Raw genomic sequence first — 22,173 nt, 5'->3', positions numbered from 1 at the left:
AAACCGCCAGGACTGTTTGCAATTTGCGCAAACTACTGTATAACTACTGTATAAACTGTACAAACACACAGTAGTTATGGAGGCGCCATGTTAATCGAGTTGCATATTCGTCATTTTGCTATCGTTAAATCACTGGACATTGAATTCAGCCGGGGGATGACGGCTATAACCGGCGAAACCGGCGCCGGCAAATCCATAGCTCTGGACGCACTCAGTTTGTGTCTGGGCAGTCGCGCAGAAGCCAGCCTGGTGAGGCCTGGCTACGATAAGGCGGAGATCAGCGCCTTATTTTTCATCGCTAATGATAGCCCGGCAGATCGTTGGCTCAAACAGCAAGAGCTGGATGCCGATAACGAATGTGTGCTGCGCCGGGTGATCACAAAAGAGGGCCGCTCTAAAGCCTGGATCAATGGTTCCCCGGTGCCGTTATCACAACAAAAAGCACTGGCGCCTTTATTAGTCAATATCCATGGCCAGCATGAACACCAGCTGCTGACTCGCGAAGAGCATCAGCTGCAGTTGCTCGACAGTTTTGCCCGCCATCAGCAGTTACTGGACGATACGTACGCCACCTACCGTGACTGGGCCAGCACCGAGCGTCGCTATCGTCAGCACCAACAACAACGCAGTGACCTTGAAGCGCAACGCCAGCTACTGGAATATCAGGTGCAGGAACTGGATGAGTTTGCCCTGCAGGACGGTGAATTTGAGCAACTTGAGGGCGACCACAAACGCTTATCCAATAGCCGACAGTTGTCAGAAAGTAGCTTGTTCGCACTGAATGCTCTCTATGACGGCGAACACAACAATGCCAACGGTCTGGTACAAAGCGCGTTGTCGCGTTTGCAGGAAGCCGCAGAAATGGACAACCAGCTGCAGCCGATTAATCATCTGTTGCAACAGGCAATGGTGCATGTCGAAGAGGCGGCCCTTGAACTGCGTCACTATCAAGAAGCCATCATTCTGGATGGCAGCGAGCTGGACACAATAGAGCAGCGTATGAGCCAGGCTCTGAAGCTGGCTAAAAAACATCAGCTGGCGCCCGCTGAGTTATACCAGCACCATCAGCATTTAAAACAACAACTGCAACAGCTGCATGACGGCGATGCAGCAAATGAACAGCTAGCAGAGCAGCGCCAGCAACTGCGTGCCGCCTATCGCCAATGTGCTAAAAAATTATCCGCAAGCCGGCAACAGGCAGCAAGGCAACTGGAAGATAAAATTACCCAGGCAATGCAAAAACTCAATATGCCCCATGGTCGCTTTGCAATTGCCTTACAACACCATGATAGTGCGCCAGCCACAGGTAAAGGCACTGACCACGTCGAGTTTCAGGTCACCGCTAACCCCGGCCAGCCTCTGCAGGCAATTAGTAAAGTGGCCTCCGGGGGGGAACTCTCCCGAATCAGCCTTGCCATACAGGTAATGAGTGCAACTCAGCAGACCGTCCCGACAATGATGTTTGATGAGGTTGATGTGGGCGTAAGCGGTCCGACAGCGGCCGTGGTGGGCTCTATGTTAAAAGAGCTGGGGCAGCACAGTCAGATTATCTGTGTAACCCACCTGCCGCAGGTGGCAGCCAAAGCGGATCAACAGCTGCAAGTGAGCAAACGCACGCGGGATGAGCAAACTGAAACACAGGTCGCGGCACTGAACAAGAAGCAGCGCGTTACGGAATTAGCCCGGTTACTTGGAGGCGACAAAGTTACTGATCTGGCTAAGGCCAATGCGCAAGAATTGTTAGCAGGCTAAGGGCTTTACTGGTAACTGCCGCAGTGATTGTTTATCATCGGCATTATTGAAGCTCACGTATCCAAGAAGGTCATTAATGAAACAAGGTTTTTTAAACGTGTCGATTGTTGCGACACTGGTCATCGGCTTAAGCGGCTGCGCCACACTTAACGACATGGTTTATCGTATCGATATTCCGCAGGGTAATTACCTTGAACAGCGCGATGTGGATAAATTGCGGGTCGGTATGACGCAAGAGCAGGTCGCTTTTGTTCTGGGCCAGCCCGTGGCGCAAAATGCTTTTGATAATGACCGCTGGGTTTATTTATACGAAATGAATCCCAACAAGGGTGAGGTTTACCGAAAAGAATTGATCCTCAACTTTAATCAGGGTGTATTAACCGATATGTCAGGTGATTTTGAAGAACCGACCAACTTTGACACCCCTCTGGATTCATAACGTTAAGGCGTCTTATGACGAGCTCATCTACCACTGACGAGGTCGTCTCTATTATCCGTAGTTCCCGAGATAAAAGGGATTACCGTGCGCTAACTTTAGCTAATGGGCTATCTGTGCTTTTGGCACATTGCCCGGATAGCCCGAAAGCGGGGGCGGCATTATCCGTTAATGCCGGCCACTTTCACGATCCCCGTCATACTCAGGGCCTGGCTCATTTTTTAGAGCACATGCTGCTATTGGGTAATCATGATTACCCGTCACCATCAGCCTTTAGTGATTTTCTTAATGCCTATGGCGGTCAGCAAAATGCCTGGACCGGCACTGAATATTCTAACTTTTACTTTGACTGCCAGGCTAACTCGCTGGCGCAGGCATTGCAGTATTTTGCCGCAATGTTTCATCGCCCGTTGTTCGATCCGGGCATGATCGCTAAAGAACGTCAGTCTATCGAGTCTGAGTTTCGGCTGAAACAAAAAGACGAGTTAAGACGCTTGTACCAGGTACACAAGGCAACCTCTAATCCCGAGCATCCCTTCAGTCAATTTTCGGTCGGCAACCTCAACACTCTGAATGATGATCAGTACGGTACTCTGGCGGCCAAGCTACAGCACTTTTTTGCCACCCATTTTGTCGCCGAAAAATTACGCCTGGTGATTGCCGGCCCCCAATCTCTGGACCAGCTAGAGCAGCTGGCTAAACAGAGCTTCAGCGACATCCGGCCTGCCAGTCAGGCAACAGAATCAGCATCAGCATCAGCAACAACAGTAACGCAGCCTTTATACCAGCAACATCAGCTGGGTGTTTTCCTGCAGGTTAGGCCGGTTAAACCCGCGCGGCGGCTGATCATCACATTACCTCTACCCCCTATTGATGATGATTACCGACACAAAACCACCAGCTTTATCGCTCATCTTCTCGGTTACGAGGGGCCGGGCAGCCTATTCAGTCAGCTGCGTCAACAAGGCTGGATTAACAATCTATCCGCCGGTGGCGGTATTAGCGGCAGTAACTTTAAAGACTTTAATATCAATATTCAGCTTACCGAGCAGGGCGAACAGGCGTTAATGAGCGTAGCGCAATGGGTATTTAACTATATCCGGCTGATTGAACAACAGGGCATAGAGGCCTGGCGCTACCGCGAGCGCAAAATCAGCGCCGAACTGAGTTTTAAATACCAGGAGCCGGCCCCGGTCGGTGAGCTGGTTTCACAACTAGCAATAAATGCCCATCACTATCCGGTTGAAGACGTCATTTACGCTGACTTCAGGATGGACGCCCTTAACCAGCAGCGCGCTGCCGACTTATTGTCGCTGATGCTGCCCGAACGCGCCCGCCTTACCTGGATTTCGGCGGCGGCTGATACTGATCAGGTAACACCGATTTACGACGCGCCCTACAGCATACGCAGCTTACGTGCTCTCGAGCTGAAACAATTAAAACAAAGCGCAGAAAATTTCAACGCTACCCTACCCGCACCTAATCCGTTTTTGGATGAACATTTACAACCGTATCCATTAACAACGCCGCAGTCTGACTCTGCCGTACCCAAATGCCTTGTTAACGACCATAAACAGCAGCTGTGGCATTTGCAGGATGCCCAATTCCGCGTTCCCAAAGGGCATATCTATCTAAACCTGCAGGCTCCGGCCGTTAATTCATCCGCCCTGAATTTTGCCTGCGCAAGAATTTGGTCCGAACTGATGATCGATGCGCTTAATGAAGATTTGTACGATGCCGAGGTGGCCGGGCTGCACTTCAATATTTACCCCACCCAGGCGGGTATCACTCTGCACACTACCGGATTATCAGCGGGCCAGCTGCCGTTACTCAGTTATTTAATGAAGCAGGCCTGGACAGTGCGTTTCGAGCGACAACGGTGGCAGGCAACATCGCAGCAAATGTTACACAATTGGCGTTCTGCACATCAGAGTCAGCCGCTTAACTTGTTATTTTCTGAGCTTAACCTGGCCTTGCAACAAGGGCTTTTTGGTCTTCATGAGATGGCGGATGCCTGCAGTGAGCTGAGGCAGACTCAGTTTACCCAGATCGTCGCCGGCTTATTTGAGCAACTGCGTGTCACAGCCCTGATGCACGGTGACTGGCAACAACAACATGCACAGCAACTAGCAGAGCTAATTGCCGACAATGTCGACGATCAGCAAGCACTACGGACAACACCCCCCGATCGAATAAAGCGCCTGGGCGCCGGCACCGATCAACTTAGCCAAAAAGCGCACAGTCATCCGGACGCAGCCGTGATTCAATACTATCAAGGCCCCTCCGATACGACCCGGGACCAGGTCGCAATGATGTTACTGCAACAGTTGATCCATCAGTTTGTTTTTGATGAGTTACGCACCCGCCGGCAAGTAGGCTACATGGCCGGCAGCCAGTATTTTGCACTGCAACGCATCCCCGGGGTGATCCTGTTTGTGCAGTCACCAACCCTAAATGAAGCGCAGTTGCATGAGCAGTTGCAACAGGTGATGGTGCTGGCGGTAGAGCAGCTGGAGGCTCTTACAGTAAAAGCCTGGACTCACAGTAAGTCACTGATGCGTAGTCAGTTACAGGTTAAAGACCGTAATTTGCGAGTGCGCAGCCAGCGTTTGTGGGGTGCTATCCAGCTTGGCGACACTCAATTTAACCGGGCGCAGCAGTTAACCTCGGCATTAGACCACTGGCAACTGGACGAATGGCTAACTTATGTTAATCGTTTAGTAATTGAACAACCTGCTCTAATGCGACTTCAGACCGCCGTGAACAAGGTCTAGAAAGGCTTTACAAGCTCTGACAATTTCGTTAGCTTAACGTTTAATTAACATCTTATAAACGCTATTAATTGATAGTTATCCAGCAGGAATCCATCTTGTTAGTCAGATTAGTTCAAGCTTTATGCGCTGGCCTCTGGTTAGGTTTGGCAGCGATGACGCCCGGTTCAGCGATGGCTTCAACACCGCAGGCGCTGGCAAAGTCCCAACATTGGGGCATCAGCGAGGGCATGACCAGTCATACCATAACCGACCTGGTTCAGGATCCGCACGGCTTTTTATGGATAGCAACCCGCAACGGTCTGCAACGTTTTGATGGCTTACAATTTGAGCACTTTTTAAGTGGCGGCGGCGAGCGCTATTTACCCAGTAATCATATTATCGATTTGTGGTTTAGCGGCCAACAGTTATGGGTATCCACTACCGCAGGCATTGCCTATTACGATTACCCCGCGCAACGTTTTTTTCGGTTGTCTTCGTTTAATGACCGCTATCCCGACGCAGTGGTCCGGCAAATCGCCGAAAACTTTTCTCAACAGCTTTTGCTTCTCAGCGATGGTTTGTTGTGGAAAGTGTCAGAACAGGCCGATAACCCCTATCAAGTCAGTCAGATCAGCCTTAATTACAATGGCTTGCCGCTAACTCAGATCAACAGAATTCAGCGCGCCGGTGACTGGCTATGGCTGGAGCAGCAGGATGGTTCGATTTATGTCTGGGATGGCGACAGTTATGATGTTTTTAAAGTAACTATCGACAACCCAATCACTGATCCTTTGCCGGCCGTCGGTTTTAATCATATTGTCAGCCGCAATGATAAGATTTGGTTTGCCCACGACAGCGGCATTTTTATGCTGGATGAAAACCTGCGCCTGGCTGACCGGCTAAACGGCACAGAAGCTATTAAGCGCCTTGCCTATGTCGACAATGGCCACTTGCTGGCAGGTACTTTGGACGGTATCAAGGTGCTGGAAACACCGGCAGATAAAGAAGCCTATATAAACCCAGAGCATACGCTACCCGTGCCCGACTCGTTAATGGTGTCGGCCTTTGCCGTTGACCATTTAAAACGATTATGGCTGGGCGCAGAAAATGGCGGCTTATACCAGTTAACCACACCGCAGACACAAATCGATTTTGATCGTCTGCTGGATATTCAGCTGGCCAGCGACCTGAACAATCTAACCTTGCCCCCCGCCTTACGTAATTACCGTGCAGCAACCCTGGGTTTAGATAACGACTGGTGGTTTATCACTCAGGCTGGTTTGGTCAAATATCAACTGCATAACCGGCAAATCACCGAAGTGCATCCCCTGCCCTCAAGCCAGCCAGTTTTTGCTGAACAAATGATGCTGTTTGCCGAACGGCTGTTTATTAGCACTGAGCGTAGCGGCCTATTTATTTACGATATCCTTGAACGTGACTGGGAAACACTGAGCGCTGATGACGGTTTTTTTCAGCGGCCCGGCCTTCAATTAGCATCACGCAATGACAAACTTTGGATCGCCGATCAGACCGAAGCACGTGCGGTCAACGAGTTTCTGCAAGTTACCCAGCAACGCTCGCTGATAAAACGGCCCGATGGCCACGAACTTAAACCCCTGTTCGTAGAGCTCAGCGTGGAACAACAAGATGTGACCATCGATTTTGTTAGTCCTTTGGCTCCCCGGCCCAGTCAGGCGCAGTACCGCTACAGGTTACTGGATTTATACCCGGAGTGGCGGTACACCACCCGGCCGATGCAGCCGATAGCACTTAAGCGCTTACCCGCCGCTGATTATACTCTGCAGGTACAGGGTTCAGCGGATGGCTACAACTGGTCTTTGAAACACCAGCAAAGCATCACTATTCCGCCGCCCTGGTACGCCACTACGCTGGCCTATTCGCTTTACGCCGCAGGCCTGGTTTTCGTTGGGCTGTTATCAGGTCTGTTCATTTATCGTGTGCGCCGACACCGGCAGCAGCTCGTTTCGCAGCAATATCAACTACAACAGGGGCTGGCCAGCAGCGGTGTTCAATTATGGGACTGGCAACGGCAATCAAACGAACTGTACCGCCATAACATTTGGTCTCATTGCCCGCAGTTTCCTCTGGACGGCTATCGCAGTGGCGTTCCCGACACAGTCACCAATATCCACCCGCAGGATATTATCAGGCTGCGTGAGCAACTGGACCAGGTCCTGCAGGGCAAAGCCGATTCTTTCCAATGCAGTTACCGGCTGGAAAGCAACGGTCAGTGGCTTTGGCTGATGGATCAGGGCCAGGTTACCGAATGGGATGAAGCGCATAACCCCCTCCGTATTCAGGGCTCTCTGACCGACATCAGCGCAGTGATCAGCCGCGAAGAGCGGCTCAACATGCTGGCTTTATCGTTGACCAATATTTCCGACGGCATTTGTATTTACGATCGATTTTTCCGCAAACGAGAAATGAATAAAGCCTTTACCGCGATTACCGGTTACCAGCGCGAGCAGGTGTTAGCACAACCCTTTACTCTGCAAGCCTACGACAATGAGTATGTTGACCAAATCAAGCGTACGCTTCTGCGTGAGGGCAGCTGGCAGGGCGAGGTTTCTGACATCCGCGCCGATGGCAGTGAATTCCAGATGGAACTGACACTGGACTCGGTGAAAAATGATAACGGCGAGCTCGAGCTGATTGTCGCCAGCTTTTCGGATATTACCGAACGCCGGCATACTGAAAATGAACTGCGGCGTCTGTCGAATACCGATAGCCTGACCGGCTTGCCTAACCGCTCGTATTTTCAGGTCAGCCATTCCAACCTGGTGCGGAAAAAAGTACCCCATGCGCTGCTACTTTTTGATTTGGACGACTTTAAAAAGATTAACGACTCGTTGGGTCACGAAATTGGCGACGAATTATTATGCCGGATAGCTGAGCGGCTAACGGATATCGGCCGCCGTCAGGATACTCTTTACCGGCTTGGCGGCGATGAATTTGGCTTGCTGGTAGAAGATACCACTGATCTTAACACCATCAGTACACTGGCTAACCAGATCAATAAGGAAATTGCCCACCCGTATCGGGTACGCCAGCACGAGGTCGTTATCGGCAGTTCGATTGGTATTGTGCTTTACCCCCACGATGCCAGCACCTCGCAGGAACTGCTGCAAAAAGCGGATACCGCGATGTACCATGCCAAGCAACGCAGCGGCGACTGCTACCAGTTTTTCAGCCAGTCAATGAACGAGAACGCCATTCAACGTCTGCAAATTGAAAACGAAGTTCGCGGCGCAATACGTGAGCAGCGCGTTGATGTTTTCTATCAGCCAAAAATTGAACCCGGATCGCAACACATTGCCGGTATTGAGGCACTGGCGCGCATTCGCCGTAAAGATGGCAGTATCATTAGCCCGGGTGATTTTATTCCGCTGGCTGAAGAAACAGGCCTGATTGTGCCGCTCAGCGAACAAGTCTTACGGCAGGCTTGTCGCGACATGCTGCGCTTTTTAGCGCTTCCCGGGACTCCCCGTCATGTCGCTATCAATCTGTCGGCGCGACAATTTTTAAGTTCCAGCCTGGCATTTCAAATTGAACAGATCCTGCTGGAAGAAAAGCTACACCCCCGTCATATGGAGTTCGAAATTACCGAAGGTATGGTGATGAGTGATCCTGAGCGGGCTATTACCATGCTCGAAAATCTGTCTGATATGGGCGTACAGCTGGCGCTGGACGATTTTGGTACCGGTTACTCCTCGCTGGCTTATCTTAAACGTTTTCCGATCCATACCCTGAAAATCGATAAAGCCTTTGTCGATGATATCAGTAATAACGATAAAGACCGGAATATGGTCGCTTCCATCGTTGCCATGGCTCATAACCTGGGCCTGAAAGTTGTCGCTGAAGGAGTGGAAACACAAACGCAGCTGGAGATTCTGAAAACGCTGCGTTGTGAGTTTATTCAGGGCTTTTATTTTGCTAAGCCGATGTCAGCGGATGACCTCATCCGCTTTATCGGCCAGCATCAGAGCCTGAGCCCGGCTTAGTAAAAGCGGCGTTGCTGCTCAGCCATTTCCTGTAGTAAAGGGGCCGGCTGGTAGCGATCGCCGCGCTGTTCGGCAAGTTTGTTCAGCTTGCTGACCAATGAGCCTATGCCCAGCTCGTCCATGTAGCGGAAAGGACCACCCAAAAACGGTGGGAAACCAATACCATACACCGAGCCGATATCACCGTCCCGGGCGCTGCGAATGATTCCTTCCTGCAAACAATATGCTGCTTCGTTGAGCATCGGCAAAACACATAGTTCGGCAATGGTTTCACGGTCCTTTTGCTGCTTGGGTTCAATATCCAGCAGTGAGTAAACCGACTCATCCACCGGCTTGCCTTTAACGTTTTTGCCATAACGGTAAAAGCCTTTTTCGTTCTTCTTACCTTTACGCTCGTCATCAATTAATTTATCGAAAGCCCCCGGCGGTTCAAACCGAGCTCCCAGTTCTTTGCGCAGAATACCGGCGACTTTAGCGCCAATATCAATACCGACTTCATCCAGCAAGGTAATCGGACCGACCGGAAACCCAAACTTAACTAAGGCTTTATCCACATGTTCGATAGGCTCGCCGGCCAGTACCAGGCGCGCCGCTTCATTCATATAAGGCGCCAAAATACGGTTTACAAAAAAGCCGGCTCCGTCTTTAACCACAATGGGTGTCTTACCCTGCTTTCTTGCTAACGACACCGTTGTCGCAATGGTTTTATCTGCGGTCTTTTCGTGGGTGATGATTTCCGCCAGCGGCATTTTATCGACCGGAGAGAAATAATGCAGACCGATAACATTTTCCGGGCGCTCAGCTTTTGCGGCTATTTGAGTGATAGGCAAAGAGCTCGTATTGGTTGCAAATATCGTTTCTGGTTTAGCGTGCTGCTCGATGTCAGCAACCATTTTTTGTTTTAATTCAAGATCTTCAAAAACGGCCTCAATGACCACGTCGACACGTTCAAAGCCTGAGTAGTCCAGCGTACCGCTTAACTGCAGCATGCTGTGTTCCAGCTCGGCACGGCGCAGATGTTTACGTTTAACTTTTTTATTCAGCCGTTCATAACTGTAATGCAAAGCATGGGTAACACCTTCATGAGAGATATCCTTAATGCGCGCCGGCAAATCTGCTTTAATGGCAGTGACATAGGCAATCCCCCCGCCCATCAGGCCACCACCCAGAACACCTACCCGTTCAATACTGTCCGGCTTAACACCATCGGCACCGGTTTCTTTTTTCATCTCGGTAGTGGCAAAGAAAATCTGGCGTAGCTGAAAGGACTCCGGAGTCATCGCCAGCTCACCAAAGCTGCGCGCTTCTTTATCCAACCCGGCTTCGCGGCCCTTCTCGACCCCGGCTTGCACGGTTGCTATGATTTTGTCGATGGCCGGATAATTACCCTGTGATTTCTTCTGTGCCTGCTCAGCCGCCTTTTTGTAAATGATGTTACGCCCGTAAGAGGTCGCTTCCAGCAGTTTACTCATGCCTTTAAGGGGAGGTTTTCCGCGTTTAGGTTTTGCTTTCAGAGCGTGTTTCATTGCCGCTTCCAGCAAAATTGACCGGGGTACCACTTCGTTCACCAGACCGGCCTTTTTGGCTTGCTTTGCGCGCAGCTGCTTGGCCGTCAGAATCATTGTCAGCCCTTGTTGCACACCCACTAATGCCGGTAAACGGTAAGTACCGCCGGAGCCCGGCAGTAAGCCCAGTTTGACTTCCGGTAAGCCCAGCTGGGTCGCGCTGTCATCACTGGCTACTCTGACGTGACACGCCATTGCCAGCTCCAGCCCGCCGCCCAGGCAGGCCCCGTTAATGGCTGCTACAACCGGTACCTGTAACTGTTCAATACGGTCAAACATGGCCTGCCCCTTGCGCGCCAGGCTCTCCGCATCAGCTGCGGTGCTGCAGTCATTAATCATGTTAATATCTGCTCCGGCAATAAAGGAACCCTCTTTGCCACTGATAAACACCACGCCTTTAATGTCTGAATTGCTCTCCAGCTGATTTAATAAGCGGCCGACTTCTTCAGCAAAGGAGTCTTTTAAGGTATTCATCGACTCGCCCGGCACATCGATAGTGATCACCGCCACACCGTTGTCGCGAACATCCATTGAAAATGCGCTCTGTTCAGTCATTATTCGCTCTCCAAAATCATTGCTGTGCCGAGGCCGCCTGCCGCGCAGGCGGTCGTTAATGCTGTCCCGCCGCCGCGCCGGCGCAGTTCGTTCAGCATTTGCGTTATCATCCGGGTGCCGGTAGCTGCAAACGGATGTCCGTAGGCAATCGAGCCGCCGAGCACGTTAAATTTAGCCATGTCGATTTCGCCAATGGCCTGACTGCGGTTAAGTTGCTGTTCAGCAAAACGTTGGCTGCCAAACATTTTGATATTTGTCAGCGTCTGCGCAGCAAAGGCTTCGTGCATATCAATCAGATCAAGGTCGCTCAGTTGCATGCCTGCCCGGTCAAGGGCCAGCGGGGTGGCGTAAGAAGGCCCCATCAGCATGTCTTTTTCGACACCAATGGCAGTAAAGGCATAACTGCGGATATAACCCAGTGCTTGGTAACCAAGCTCGCGGGCACGGCTTTCGGTCATTAACATAATAGCCGAAGCACCGTCCGTTAACGGGGTACTGTTAGCAGCGGTGACCGACCCGTGTTTACGGTCAAATACCGGCTTTAACTTAGACAGTTTTTCAATATTGCTGTCCGGGCGGATATTGTTATCACGTTCGATATGTTTTTTGTAAGGTTCCGGATAAGCAGTCATTACTTCATCGTCTAACCAGCCCGCCTCCCAGGCCTGGTGAGCCTTTTGATGCGAGTCAACGGTCAACTGATCCTGTGCTTCGCGGGCAATGTCATGAGTCTTTGCCATTTGTTCTGCGGTCTCACCCATACTTAAACCGGTACTGTACTCTGCTACCGCAGGCGGCACCGGCTTTAAGTCTTTTAAACCTAAACGGCGGATGATACTGAATCGTTGTGTTAAACTTTTCGCTTTATTCAGGTCCACCAACGCCCGGGCAAGATTCTTGCTCACCCCAATTGGCAGTACGGACGATGAATCGGCACCGCCGGCGATACCAACATTGATGTTACCCGCCAGCATCGTTTCTAACACATTAACCGTGGTCTGAAAGCTGGTTGCACAGGCGCGCGACACGCTATAAGCATCGACCGAAACCGGTAGTTGAGTGCCCAGCACAATTTCCCGCGCAATATTCGGTGCTTCGGGCATTTGCACTACCTGGCCAAAAACCAGTTGCTGAACCAGCTCAGGGGATATCCCGGTCTGATTGATCAATTCCTGAACCACCATTTTGCCTAAATCCACCGCCGGTATACCATGAAAGTCACTGGCTTGTCGGGCAAAGGGGGTACGCAAGCCGGCTACAATGGCAATACGGTCGCCTCCGGGGGTACGCAACGATTGTGTCGCCGCCATAAGTTATCTCCATTTTCAACGTAAGGTCTTTACTGGTCTGACCACAATAGATTTTGTTACAAATTCTAGCGGTTTATCGGGCAGATTAAAACCATCGTTTTCAGTAAAGTGTTACTATCTTTGTCAACATCAAATCGTGTTATGCTGTGAAAACAGCATAGGCGAAATCAGATAATAGGTACAGGAGTCCCATGGCCGCGTCTCAGTTCAAAACCTTACACGAGTTTCTTAACCGGCAAGTGCTTGGTCAGCCGCAATTTACCCGTAACTTATTATTAGCCGTATTGGCCGACGGTCATTTGTTAGTTGAAAGTCCACCGGGGCTGGCTAAAACCCGTGCGGTTCAAGCGCTGGCAAAAGGCATTGAAGGCGACTTTCACCGGGTACAATTTACCCCTGATTTGCTGCCTGCTGATTTAACCGGTACCGATATCTATCGTCCGGAAAACGCTACCTTTGAGTTTCAGCAGGGCCCTTTGTTTCACAACTTAATCCTTGCCGATGAGATCAACCGGGCGCCCGCCAAGGTTCAGTCGGCCTTACTCGAGGCCATGGCCGAGCGCCAGATTACCGTCGGCCAGCGCAGTTATCCTCTGCCTCAGCTGTTTATGGTGTTAGCCACGCAAAACCCACTGGAACAGGAGGGTACGTATCCACTGCCGGAGGCGCAGCTGGACCGTTTCTTAATGCACCTGAATCTGGACTACCCCGATGCAGCCACCGAGCAGCAGATCCTGCGGCTAAACCGCGGCGAGGTGATTGAAGGCGAGGAAGCCATGCCGACGCCGCTGACTCAGCAGCAGCTGTTTGAGGCGCGCCAGCAGGTGATGCAGGTTTACCTTGATGAGGCCGTTGAACACTATTTAGTTCAGTTGATTATCGCCACCCGAGCGCCTGACAATTACGATACCGAGCTGGCCGGCTGGCTTGAATACGGCGCCAGCCCGCGGGCCACTATTGCCCTGGAGCGCTGCGCCCGTGCCAGTGCCTGGTTAGACGGCCGCGATTTTGTAACCCCTGACGATGTCCGCGGCATTCTCCATAACTGCCTGCGGCACCGGATCATTATCAGTTATCAGGCAGAGGCTGACGGGATCACGCCGAATCAGGTTATCGACCGCATTTTACAGCTGGTTCCGGCACCCTGATTATTATGCAGAAAGAGCAGTCCAGCTTTTGGTTAAATAAGTTCCACAGTGATGGTTTACAGCCACAGATACAGGAACTGATGTATTATCGCACCAAACTGCCGGCCTTTGCCCGGCATGCGCGTAATTTGCCGGCCGTTAACCAGTCCGGGCCAGTGCTGAGTAAGTTTCGTGGCCGCGGAATGGAGTTTGATGAAGTACGCCACTATCAAGTCGGCGATGATATCAGAGCCATTGACTGGCGCGTTACAGCGCGCACCGGCAAAGCCCACACTAAATTGTACCGGGAAGAAAAAGAACGGCCGGTTTTTTTGGTGGTCGATTTAGCCCTGACTCAGTTATTCGGCAGTCAGCTGCTGTTTAAGTCAGTACAAGCCTGTCATCTGGCTGCAGCATTGGCCTGGCAGGCACAACAGCGTGGCGACCGGGTCGGTGGTATCGTCAGTAACGGCTGGTTGCACAGGGAACATAAGCCGGTTGCCCGTAAACCGGGGGTGATGCGATTTTTACATGGCCTGCTGGACGTCCACAAGGACAGTTTTCAGCGTTGGCAGCAGCAACAAAAGCCACATCAGGCACCCCTTAGCGATACCGCCAGCCGCTTACAAAAACTGGTTAAGCCGGGCAGCCTGATTAATATCATTAGCGATTTTCAACAACTGCAGCAACATCAGCTGGAACCCCTGGCACGACTGAACAAACGCAATTCTGTGCGGTGTTTTCAGTTGTTTGACCCGATGGAATATGAATTACCCAGTGGTTACTCGGCTCAGGCCCTGGCGGTTTTTGACGGCGAGCAGCAGGCGCAGGTTAACCTGGCTGACCAGACCCAGCGCCGCCTTTACCAGCAGCAGGCTGAGGCCAGGCATCAACAGCAGGAAGCTCTGTTTGAGCAGTTTGGTTTACCACTGACCTTAGTTAACGCCGCACAGGCTCTCGAGCAACAGTGGCCGAAACTACGCTAGTAAGTACTGACAACAGACTGGAATTAAATGAATGCAGCAAGCGTCTTTAGAACAATTAAATGACATCGTCGAGCCAACGGCAGCAGGTTGGTGGCCACCGGCCTGGCCGCTGTTAATCATAGTTACCGGCCTGATAATCGCATTGCTGGCGGTTACCTTACTAAGCTGGCGCCGCTACCGCGCCAGGCGCCCGCAGCGGCTTGCCCTGCAGCAGCTCGGTCAGTTACAGCGCCCGGCCGCCAGCGATATTACGCTGTTGTGTAAGCAGGTGGCGCTGGCTTATTATCCGCGTACCCAAATCGCCGAACTGAATGGTACGTCCTGGCTGTTATTTCTGGGTGCCAAAGACAACGGTTACCAACAACTGATTGAGCGCAGTGACGAGCTTTTCTATAAACCCGCGAGCCCGGAATTGATTGGCCAGTATCAGCAGTTGGCTATGCACTGGATAGGTCAGGCGCGCCGGCAGGCAAAACGGAGCGGTACCGATGTTTGAATTCGCCTGGCCCTGGATTTTTGTGTTGCTGCCACTGCCCTGGCTGTTGCGCTACCTGACACCGCCGGCACAACAGTCGTTATCGGCTATCCGTATTCCAACTCTGAACGGCCTGCAGAACACCCAACAAAGTATGCGTACTAAACCTTGGTTGTGGTTGCTGCTGAGCTTGTGCTGGCTGGCCGTGTTAACCGCAGCGGCCCGACCCCAGTGGTTAGGTGAGCCGCTTCCGGTTCGCGCCGAAGGCCGCGAAATTATGTTGGCCGTCGATCTGTCGGGTAGTATGGAAATTGCTGATATGGACCTAAACGGGAATAAGGTGGATCGGCTCACTATGGTAAAATCCGTGTTAGGTGATTTTATCAGCCGCCGTGAGGGCGACCGCCTGGGTCTTATCTTCTTTGCCGATACCGCCTTTTTGCAAACACCTATGACCTATGACCGGGAAACGGTGCGGCAAATGCTGGAAGAGTCGGTACTGGGTCTGGTGGGCGAGCGCACCGCAATCGGTGATGCGATGGCCCTGGCCGTAAAGCGATTTCGCAGCAAGGAAGAAACTAACCGCGTACTGGTTCTGCTGACCGATGGCCAGAACACCGCCGGCAATCTGACTCCGGACCAGGCACTGGAATTGGCAGATGCCTTTGATGTCAGAGTTTATCCCATCGCCGTAGGCGCCGAAGAAGTTGTCGTCGACAGCTTTTTTGGTCAGCGCCGGGTAAATCCCAGCCGCGATCTTGATGTGCCGTTAATGCAACGTATTGCTGACACCACCGGCGGTGAGTATTTTCGGGCCCGCAGCACCGATGAACTGGAACAAATTTATCAGTTACTTGACCAGTTAGAACCTATCACCGGCTCACCGCAACAATTGCGGCCGCGTCAGGCCTTATTTTATTGGCCTTTAGCACTGGCCCTGGTGCTGATGGTACTGATTGCCCTGCTTCACTTTCGGCCCTGGAGGCAGCGTCATGGCTGATTTTCATTTACTTCGCCCCTGGTGGTTGTTGGCGCTATTGCCATTAGCTTTGTTTTACTGGCAATTATTGCGGGTCCAAAAAAACCAGTCCGGCTGGCACCAATGGCTGCCCAGGCATTTGTCACAGGTACTGGTCGACTCCGCCGGACGAAAAATTAACTGGTCAGCGCACCGGCTGGCCTTATTCTGGCTAATCAGCTGCGTTGCCCTGGCCGGGCCGACCTGGGAACGACTGCCGCAGCCGGTCTACCAGCTGGAAACCGGTCAGGTCGTTATTCTGGACATGTCGCCATCAGTGATGGCGGAAGATGTTTCGCCTAATCGCTTAACTCAGATCCGTTTTAAAGCGATTGATCTGGTTAAATCAGGACTGGATGGCGATACCGGCTTGATTGCATATGCCGATGATGCCTTTATTATCAGCCCCTTAACTGCTGATAATAATAACCTGATTAACTTAATTCCTTCGTTATCACCACAAATTATGCCTGCTGAAGGCAGTGAACCACTTCGCGCATTAAAGCAGGCTGATGAACTGCTGAAAAACGCCGGTTATCAAGAGGGTGATATTTATTGGATAACCGATGGTATTGCCAGTAGTGAATTAAGCCGTTTAAGTGGCTATTTGCGCCAACAACCGCACCGGGTTTCAATACTGGGCGTCGGTACCGAAGAAGGAGCGCCGGTCCGTGATGACAATGGTCAGCTTATTAAAGATCGTTTTAATCAGGTAGTCATCGCCAAACTGACGCCCTCGCGCTTAGAGAGCCTGGCCGCGATCAGCGGCGGGTTATATGAGACAGTAGCGGCTAATAACAGCGATATTGAGCGGCTTGTCAGTCAGCCTCCGTTAAGCCGCGCCGGCAAAGATTCAGAACAGCAGCAGCAAGGCGATCAGTGGCGCGATAACGGTCCCTTTTTCGCGCTGTTATTAATTCCCTTAATGCTGCTCAGCTGGCGTCGCGGTGGCACCCTTGGCAGCTGGTTACTGGCAGCCTGGCTGCCGCTGTCATTGTTTAGCCCGGCCGGTTTCAGTGCTGTTCAACAAAACACTCCCGCGGCTGCGCAAACCGATAATGCGCCGGGCTGGTGGCTGAACAAAGAACAACAGGCGCAGCAGCTTTACCGCCAGCAAGATTATCAACAGGCAGCCGAACTCAGTGAACAGGCCTTGCGACAGGGAGCGGCCTATTACCGGGCCGGAGAGTATCAGGCCGCCGCTGACCGTTTTGCCCAGCTGGATAGTGCTGAGAGTTGGTACAACCGCGGTAATGCACTGGCGCAACTGGAGCAATTTGAGGCAGCCGGCGAGGCCTATCAAAAAGCCTTAGAAAAACGTCCACAGTGGTCGCAAGCTAAGGAAAATAAAGAGCTAATGAACCAGTTACTGCAACAACAACAGCAAGAGCAGCAAGAACAAAACGACAACGATAATGAGGACGGCGACCAGGGTGATGAGCAGGATGGTCAAAATCAGGGCAACAATCAGGGGCAACAAGACGCTCAAGACAGCTCATCAGATAGTCAGTCCGACGATCAACAGGGCCAGCAGCAACAGCAGCAAAATGAACAAGCTGAGCAAGGCGGCAACGAGCAACAGGAGCAAGAGCAGCAACAGCCGCAGCCTGAAGAGCAACAGGACAATGCAGCTGATCAGATGCGCGATCAGCAGACGCAGTTCAGTGACGATATTGATCCGGAAAAGGCGCGACAGCTTGAACAATGGATGAAGCGTGTGCCCGATGATCCCAGTATTTTACTACGCAATAAAATGTTGCTTGAGAGCCGGCGCCGTAATGCCCGGCGGGCCTCTGAGCCGCAAGGAGAAAAGAAAAAATGGTAAGGATAAGTGCAATCCTGCTGGTTCTGGTGAGCCTCTTTATCACTCTTTCAGCGCAGGCTGATGTTACCCGTATTGAAGCCTCGGTTGATAAAAATCCGGTTATCGCTAATGAGTCTTTTGTCCTTTCGGTCACTTTTAACGACGACGTCGGCAATGACGCCTTTCAGCCACAACAATTATTGCAGGACTTTATTGTCGGCCGTACATCGGTCAGCCGGCAAACCTCGATTGTTAACGGAAGCCTGAACAAACTGACCCGTTTCAGCACGGTTCTGATTGCTGAACAACCGGGCACTTACCGTATTCCGCCAATCAGTAAAAACGGGGTGAGTTCCGAAGCGATAGAAATCAAGGTATTAGAAGCCGGCAGCGATAATTCGGCACGCTCGGAAAAAGTCGCCTTTATCGAAACATCCGTTGATAATCAAAGCGTCTTCTTGCAACAACCGTTAACCTATATTGTTCGCCTGTATCTGGCCGCCGATCTTAACAAAGGTAATCTTTTACCTCCCGAAATGGAACAGGCAGACATTCGCCAAATCGGCTCAGATCAGGAAACTTCAGAAATGGTCGATGGCCGGCGCTATAAGGTCTACCAACGAACCTTTCAGATAACTCCGAACAAATCCGGTACATTTTCCATAAGCGGTGCCCGCTTTAATGGCGAAGTGTACGCCGAGGGTCAGCGCTCAATTTTTTCATCGTTTTCTAACACTCAACCGGTCAGTACCCGTGCAAAAGATATTCAGCTAACCGTAAAACCCATCCCCTCGAACTGGCGTGGTGACTGGTTACCGAGCGAACTGGTTACCCTTTCGCAGACCGTATCGCCAGAGAAAGCGTCTGTTAACGTAGGTGAGCCGATTTCATTAACCTATCAGCTGACAGCTGTCGGCGTAAAACCTGAGCAACTGCCGCCCATAGAGCCACAGTTTCCGGATTCAGTCCGGGTTTATCCGGATGATGACCAGGTAGATCAGTTTGTCCGCAATGGAGTCAGCATCGCACAAAAAACGGTGACCTACGCAGTGGTACCTAACCAACCGGGTGAATTAACCCTGCCGGCGTTACAAATCCCCTGGTTTAACACCAAACGCAAGCAGCCAGAGACCGCCAGCACCGAAGCGCTGACTCTGGACGTAACCGGCGTTGCCAGTCCCTTAACCGACGCTGAGACGTCGAGCGAACCGACAGCCACCGCTGAACCAACCTCAGCCGGGCAAAGCAGCGACAGCGAAGCTGAACCAACGGCTCCGCAAACCACGGTTAAACAGTTAGCAGGACAAAACCTGATCACGCTGCTGGTGGTATTACTGGTGTTATCTCTGATTGGGAACCTGGCGGTCTTCTGGCGCCGGCATCTGCGCAAGCGCCAACAAACGGCCCCGGCCGCCGTCTCCCAGCCCGGTCAGGCACTAACCCAGAGTCAACAGTGGCGGAACTTTCAAAAAGCCTGCGCCGATAATCAGGCACGCAAAGCAGAGGCTTTTCTGCGTCAGTGGGCAAAGCAGGAGTATGGCCAGCCGCTGGTTTCTCTGAATCAACTGGCACTGTGGCTGCAACACGGTGATAAAACCAACAGCCAGCTGCAACAGCAGCTGAATGACTTACAGCGCAGTTTATTTAGTGCCGGCAAGCCGGACTGGAGCGGTGGCAAAGCCTTATACCAAAGTCTGCGTAAGGCACTTAAAGCACAGCAGGATAAGGCCTCGGAGGATCAACTACCCAACCTTTACCGGCGCTGATAAAGTATTGCCCCGCGGCCATAAAAAAGGCGCCTGAGCGGCGCCTTTTACTCTTTTACTAAACCACCGCAGGACTAAATTTCCTGACGAGTGATTTCAGCATCCTTTTTCAGTGTATCAATAAACGCCTGCAGCAGGACCTGAGCCTGACGATCCGTCAGTTGTTCGCGTATTTGCTGGGCTTGCTCACCCAGCTCAGCGTTACCTTCAGTGACAGCCGTTAAGGCAATCACGGCCGCATCACCATTAGCTAAAGCAACCGCTTCCATTGCCGGTTGTTCAGTGCCGGTCGGCGCAATCTGATAAAGGTTCTGGACAATACCGCGCGGATGCTGTTGATTGCTCATCGCAATATCATCAATCCAGACGACTTGTTGATCCAGTTCACTACTACCGTCCAGCCATTGTTGTTGCCATTGCTGCGCCTGTTCCATCGCCATTTGCTGAGCTTTTTCAGTGCGCAGCTGTTGCTCGATTTGTTCACGGACTTCTGCCAACGCACGTGTATGGGCCGGCTCATGCTCCAGTACCCGGACCACCAGCGAACGGTCATCGGAGGTTTCGATAATGTCACTGTTTAAACGCTCATCAATAAGCTGCTGGGAAAAGATTGTATTTAACACCACATCATCACTCAGCGGAGTCGGCGCACGTTCGCGGCTGAATAAGTCGGTCCGGCGCACTTGCTCATCAATCGCATCGGCTGCAGGTTCCAGCGTATCCGGTTGCTCAAAGCTAACTTCCGCCAATTGCTGTTGTAGTTCAAAATACTGATCTTCAACCTGTTGCTCAACTAACTGAGCGCGCACGTCGTCTTTAACTTCGTCAAAGGGGGTGACGCTTCCGGCCCGTAAATCGGTCAGTTTAATAATATGGTAGCCAAAAGTGGTTTCCACAATAGCAGAGGTATCACCCACAGCTTCCAGTGCAAACGCCGCCTCATCAAAAGCAGCATCCATCATGCCCTGCTCAATCCAGTCCAGGTCACCGCCCAGTTCCGCTGAAAAGGTATCGTCAGAATACTGTTGTGCAACATCAGCAAAGTCTGTACCGGCTTCCAGTTCAGCCAACGCCTGCTCAGCTTTTTGCTCGGCATTCTCGGTGGCATGCTCGACCAGGATATGTGAAACCCGGCGCTCTTCTTCGGTCCGGTATTGATCAATGCGCTGCTCATAGTAGTCACGCACTTGTTCTTCAGAAACCTCAATCGATGACACGATATCGGCTCGGGATAATTCAACATAAGCAACTTGTATTCGCTCAGGAGCCTGGAACGAGCTGCTGTTTTGTTGGTAATAGTCGTTGATCTCGCTCTCGCTCAGCTCAACATCGTCTCGGTAATCATCATTACGGGCAATCAAATAACCACCCGAGCGCTTCTGCTGTTGCAGCCGCAATAGCGCCAGCACTTCTGAATCAAGAGCGAATTCGCTGCCGGCCAGTGCCTGGATCAACTGATTACGGAGTAAATCGTCCTGCATTAACTTAGCAAAACTCTCTGGAGTGTAACCGGCGTTACGTAATGCCATTAAATAGACATCATTATCAAACTGACCGGCGCTGCGGAAGGCAGAAATTTGACGAATTTCCGCTTTTACCTGATCCGCCGAAATGCGCATGCCCTTGTCGCGCGCATATTGCAGCAGTAATTCCTGCTCAATTAGCTGGTTTAAAACCCCGGCCCGGACACTACGCATATAGCCAGGATCTGAGCTGATGGCATCAAACATATCGCCAAACTGCTCCTGCAGCCGGTTGCGCTCATTTTCATAAGCCCGTTCATAAGCGGGCTGGGTGATTGCTTCACCATTAACTTCGGCAACGGTCGCATCCGATCCGCCAGTGACATAGCTACCTACCCCTGCTAAAGCAAAGGTCAGAATAATAAGCACCAGAACGGCCTTCGCAGCAAAACTCTGCGATCCTTCTCGTATCCGCTCTAACATAATCAGAACTTCCTTCGTGGTTTAATGATCGACGGCACATTATATCGAAACGGTGCTAAAACTCACCCTTTCGGCAAAAAAATAACCCGGAGCTTTTAAACTCCGGGTTATTGTCTGTCCAAAATTTTTATATAAAAAAAGCGCCTTGGCGCATTTCTTAGTTAACTGCGTCTTTCAGAGCTTTGCCGGCTTTGAAAGAAGGTACTTTGGCAGCAGCGATTTGAATGGTTTCACCCGTTTGCGGGTTACGACCCGTGCGCGCAGAACGCTCACGAACGCTGAACGTACCAAAACCAACCAGTGCGACCTGATCGTCTTTTTTCAGAGCTTCGGTTACTGCATCGATCATAGAGTCCAGTGCACGACCCGCAGCCGCTTTAGAAATATCTGCACCCGCGGCGACTTTGTCAATTAGCTGAGACTTGTTCACAGTATCATCCCCTTCGATTGTTATTATCAAATTTCCATCATTCTATTCGGATTACGCCAATGTGCGCAAATTGTTATATCAAGCTGAATTTAAATCTTCAACAACATTGTCTCCGAACTTCTGTCCAGCCCGCCGGCAACTACTCAGGCCGGAGTTAGCTTTCCCACTTAGGCTACCACAGTCGTTACGTTTGAAAACCCTTTTTTCAACTTTTTTAACGAAAAAATG

The 22,173-nt window shown here is 51.5% G+C and carries 14 protein-coding genes; 10 read left to right on the top strand and 4 right to left on the bottom strand.

Features of this window, described 5'->3' with window-relative positions; translation table 11 throughout:
- Positions 1-87: 87 nt before the first annotated feature.
- From recN to LG288_RS03985, 4 genes are all read left to right on the top strand, one after another.
- Entirely contained in the window at positions 88-1,752 is a 1,665-nt protein-coding gene (recN, locus tag LG288_RS04000) for a DNA repair protein RecN (protein ID WP_404402264.1), read from the top strand.
- A 76-nt stretch (positions 1,753-1,828) separates the two neighbouring features.
- A complete protein-coding gene (gene bamE / locus LG288_RS03995; protein ID WP_404402262.1) occupies positions 1,829-2,191 on the top strand; it encodes an outer membrane protein assembly factor BamE in 363 nt (120 codons plus the stop codon).
- A 14-nt stretch (positions 2,192-2,205) separates the two neighbouring features.
- Positions 2,206-4,962: an insulinase family protein gene (locus tag LG288_RS03990; protein ID WP_404402260.1), complete on the top strand. Its 2,757-nt coding sequence runs from the start codon at positions 2,206-2,208 to the stop codon at positions 4,960-4,962.
- Between the two features lie 152 nt (positions 4,963-5,114).
- On the top strand, positions 5,115-8,963 hold the full coding sequence (locus LG288_RS03985) for an EAL domain-containing protein (protein WP_404402258.1): 3,849 nt from the start codon (positions 5,115-5,117) through the stop codon (positions 8,961-8,963).
- Here the strand turns inward: LG288_RS03985 and fadJ are convergent.
- Together fadJ and fadI are read right to left on the bottom strand one after the other, a co-directional pair.
- Positions 8,960-11,083: a fatty acid oxidation complex subunit alpha FadJ gene (gene fadJ, locus LG288_RS03980; RefSeq protein ID WP_404402256.1), complete on the bottom strand. Its 2,124-nt coding sequence runs from the start codon at positions 11,081-11,083 to the stop codon at positions 8,960-8,962. The two genes, LG288_RS03985 and fadJ, sit on opposite strands and share 4 nt — an antisense overlap.
- Positions 11,083-12,393 carry an acetyl-CoA C-acyltransferase FadI gene (gene fadI / locus LG288_RS03975; protein WP_404402254.1) on the bottom strand — a complete coding sequence of 437 codons (1,311 nt, stop codon included), beginning with the start codon at positions 12,391-12,393 and terminating at the stop codon, positions 11,083-11,085. Before fadI ends, fadJ begins: the two co-directional genes overlap by 1 nt.
- A gap of 191 nt (positions 12,394-12,584) precedes the next feature.
- On the opposite strand from fadI, the gene LG288_RS03970 reads away from it, so the two are divergent.
- From LG288_RS03970 to LG288_RS03945, 6 genes are read left to right on the top strand one after another with little or no spacing between them, the layout of a single operon-like run.
- Entirely contained in the window at positions 12,585-13,541 is a 957-nt protein-coding gene (locus LG288_RS03970) for an AAA family ATPase (RefSeq protein ID WP_404402252.1), read from the top strand.
- 5 nt (positions 13,542-13,546) lie between these two features.
- Positions 13,547-14,506, top strand: a complete 960-nt coding sequence (locus tag LG288_RS03965) for a DUF58 domain-containing protein (RefSeq protein WP_404402250.1) — start codon at positions 13,547-13,549, stop codon at positions 14,504-14,506.
- Between the two features lie 31 nt (positions 14,507-14,537).
- The gene (locus tag LG288_RS03960) at positions 14,538-15,002 is read left to right on the top strand and encodes a DUF4381 domain-containing protein (protein ID WP_404402248.1); all 465 of its coding nucleotides are present in this window, start codon (positions 14,538-14,540) and stop codon (positions 15,000-15,002) included.
- The gene (locus tag LG288_RS03955; protein ID WP_404402246.1) at positions 14,995-15,981 is read left to right on the top strand and encodes a vWA domain-containing protein; all 987 of its coding nucleotides are present in this window, start codon (positions 14,995-14,997) and stop codon (positions 15,979-15,981) included. Before LG288_RS03960 ends, LG288_RS03955 begins: the two co-directional genes overlap by 8 nt.
- A complete protein-coding gene (locus tag LG288_RS03950; RefSeq protein ID WP_404402244.1) occupies positions 15,974-17,824 on the top strand; it encodes a VWA domain-containing protein in 1,851 nt (616 codons plus the stop codon). Before LG288_RS03955 ends, LG288_RS03950 begins: the two co-directional genes overlap by 8 nt.
- Positions 17,818-19,569, top strand: coding sequence for a BatD family protein (locus tag LG288_RS03945; RefSeq protein ID WP_404402242.1), 1,752 nt, complete (start codon positions 17,818-17,820; stop codon positions 19,567-19,569). Before LG288_RS03950 ends, LG288_RS03945 begins: the two co-directional genes overlap by 7 nt.
- A gap of 74 nt (positions 19,570-19,643) precedes the next feature.
- Here the strand turns inward: LG288_RS03945 and LG288_RS03940 are convergent, their stop codons facing one another.
- Positions 19,644-21,515, bottom strand: coding sequence for a SurA N-terminal domain-containing protein (locus LG288_RS03940; protein ID WP_404402240.1), 1,872 nt, complete (start codon positions 21,513-21,515; stop codon positions 19,644-19,646).
- A 157-nt stretch (positions 21,516-21,672) separates the two neighbouring features.
- A complete protein-coding gene (gene hupB / locus LG288_RS03935; protein ID WP_404402238.1) occupies positions 21,673-21,945 on the bottom strand; it encodes a nucleoid-associated protein HU-beta in 273 nt (90 codons plus the stop codon).
- Positions 21,946-22,173 lie beyond the last annotated feature (228 nt).

Source organism: Idiomarina seosinensis, assembly GCF_044797955.1.
In the GTDB taxonomy this organism is placed as follows: Bacteria; Pseudomonadota; Gammaproteobacteria; order Enterobacterales; family Alteromonadaceae; genus Idiomarina; species Idiomarina seosinensis_A.
This window is presented reverse-complemented; position numbering and strand designations above follow the sequence as displayed.

Excerpts from the sequence above, each read along its gene's own strand:
- recN (WP_404402264.1), top strand. The coding sequence starts at position 88 with ATGTTAATCGAGTTGCATATTCGTCATTTTGCTATCGTTAAATCACTG.
- bamE (WP_404402262.1), top strand. The coding sequence starts at position 1,829 with ATGAAACAAGGTTTTTTAAACGTGTCGATTGTTGCGACACTGGTCATC.
- LG288_RS03990 (WP_404402260.1), top strand. The coding sequence starts at position 2,206 with ATGACGAGCTCATCTACCACTGACGAGGTCGTCTCTATTATCCGTAGT.
- LG288_RS03985 (WP_404402258.1), top strand. The coding sequence starts at position 5,115 with ATGACGCCCGGTTCAGCGATGGCTTCAACACCGCAGGCGCTGGCAAAG.
- fadJ (WP_404402256.1), bottom strand. The coding sequence starts at position 11,083 with ATGACTGAACAGAGCGCATTTTCAATGGATGTTCGCGACAACGGTGTG.
- fadI (WP_404402254.1), bottom strand. The coding sequence starts at position 12,393 with ATGGCGGCGACACAATCGTTGCGTACCCCCGGAGGCGACCGTATTGCC.
- LG288_RS03970 (WP_404402252.1), top strand. The coding sequence starts at position 12,585 with ATGGCCGCGTCTCAGTTCAAAACCTTACACGAGTTTCTTAACCGGCAA.
- LG288_RS03965 (WP_404402250.1), top strand. The coding sequence starts at position 13,547 with ATGCAGAAAGAGCAGTCCAGCTTTTGGTTAAATAAGTTCCACAGTGAT.
- LG288_RS03960 (WP_404402248.1), top strand. The coding sequence starts at position 14,538 with ATGCAGCAAGCGTCTTTAGAACAATTAAATGACATCGTCGAGCCAACG.
- LG288_RS03955 (WP_404402246.1), top strand. The coding sequence starts at position 14,995 with ATGTTTGAATTCGCCTGGCCCTGGATTTTTGTGTTGCTGCCACTGCCC.
- LG288_RS03950 (WP_404402244.1), top strand. The coding sequence starts at position 15,974 with ATGGCTGATTTTCATTTACTTCGCCCCTGGTGGTTGTTGGCGCTATTG.
- LG288_RS03945 (WP_404402242.1), top strand. The coding sequence starts at position 17,818 with ATGGTAAGGATAAGTGCAATCCTGCTGGTTCTGGTGAGCCTCTTTATC.
- LG288_RS03940 (WP_404402240.1), bottom strand. The coding sequence starts at position 21,515 with ATGTTAGAGCGGATACGAGAAGGATCGCAGAGTTTTGCTGCGAAGGCC.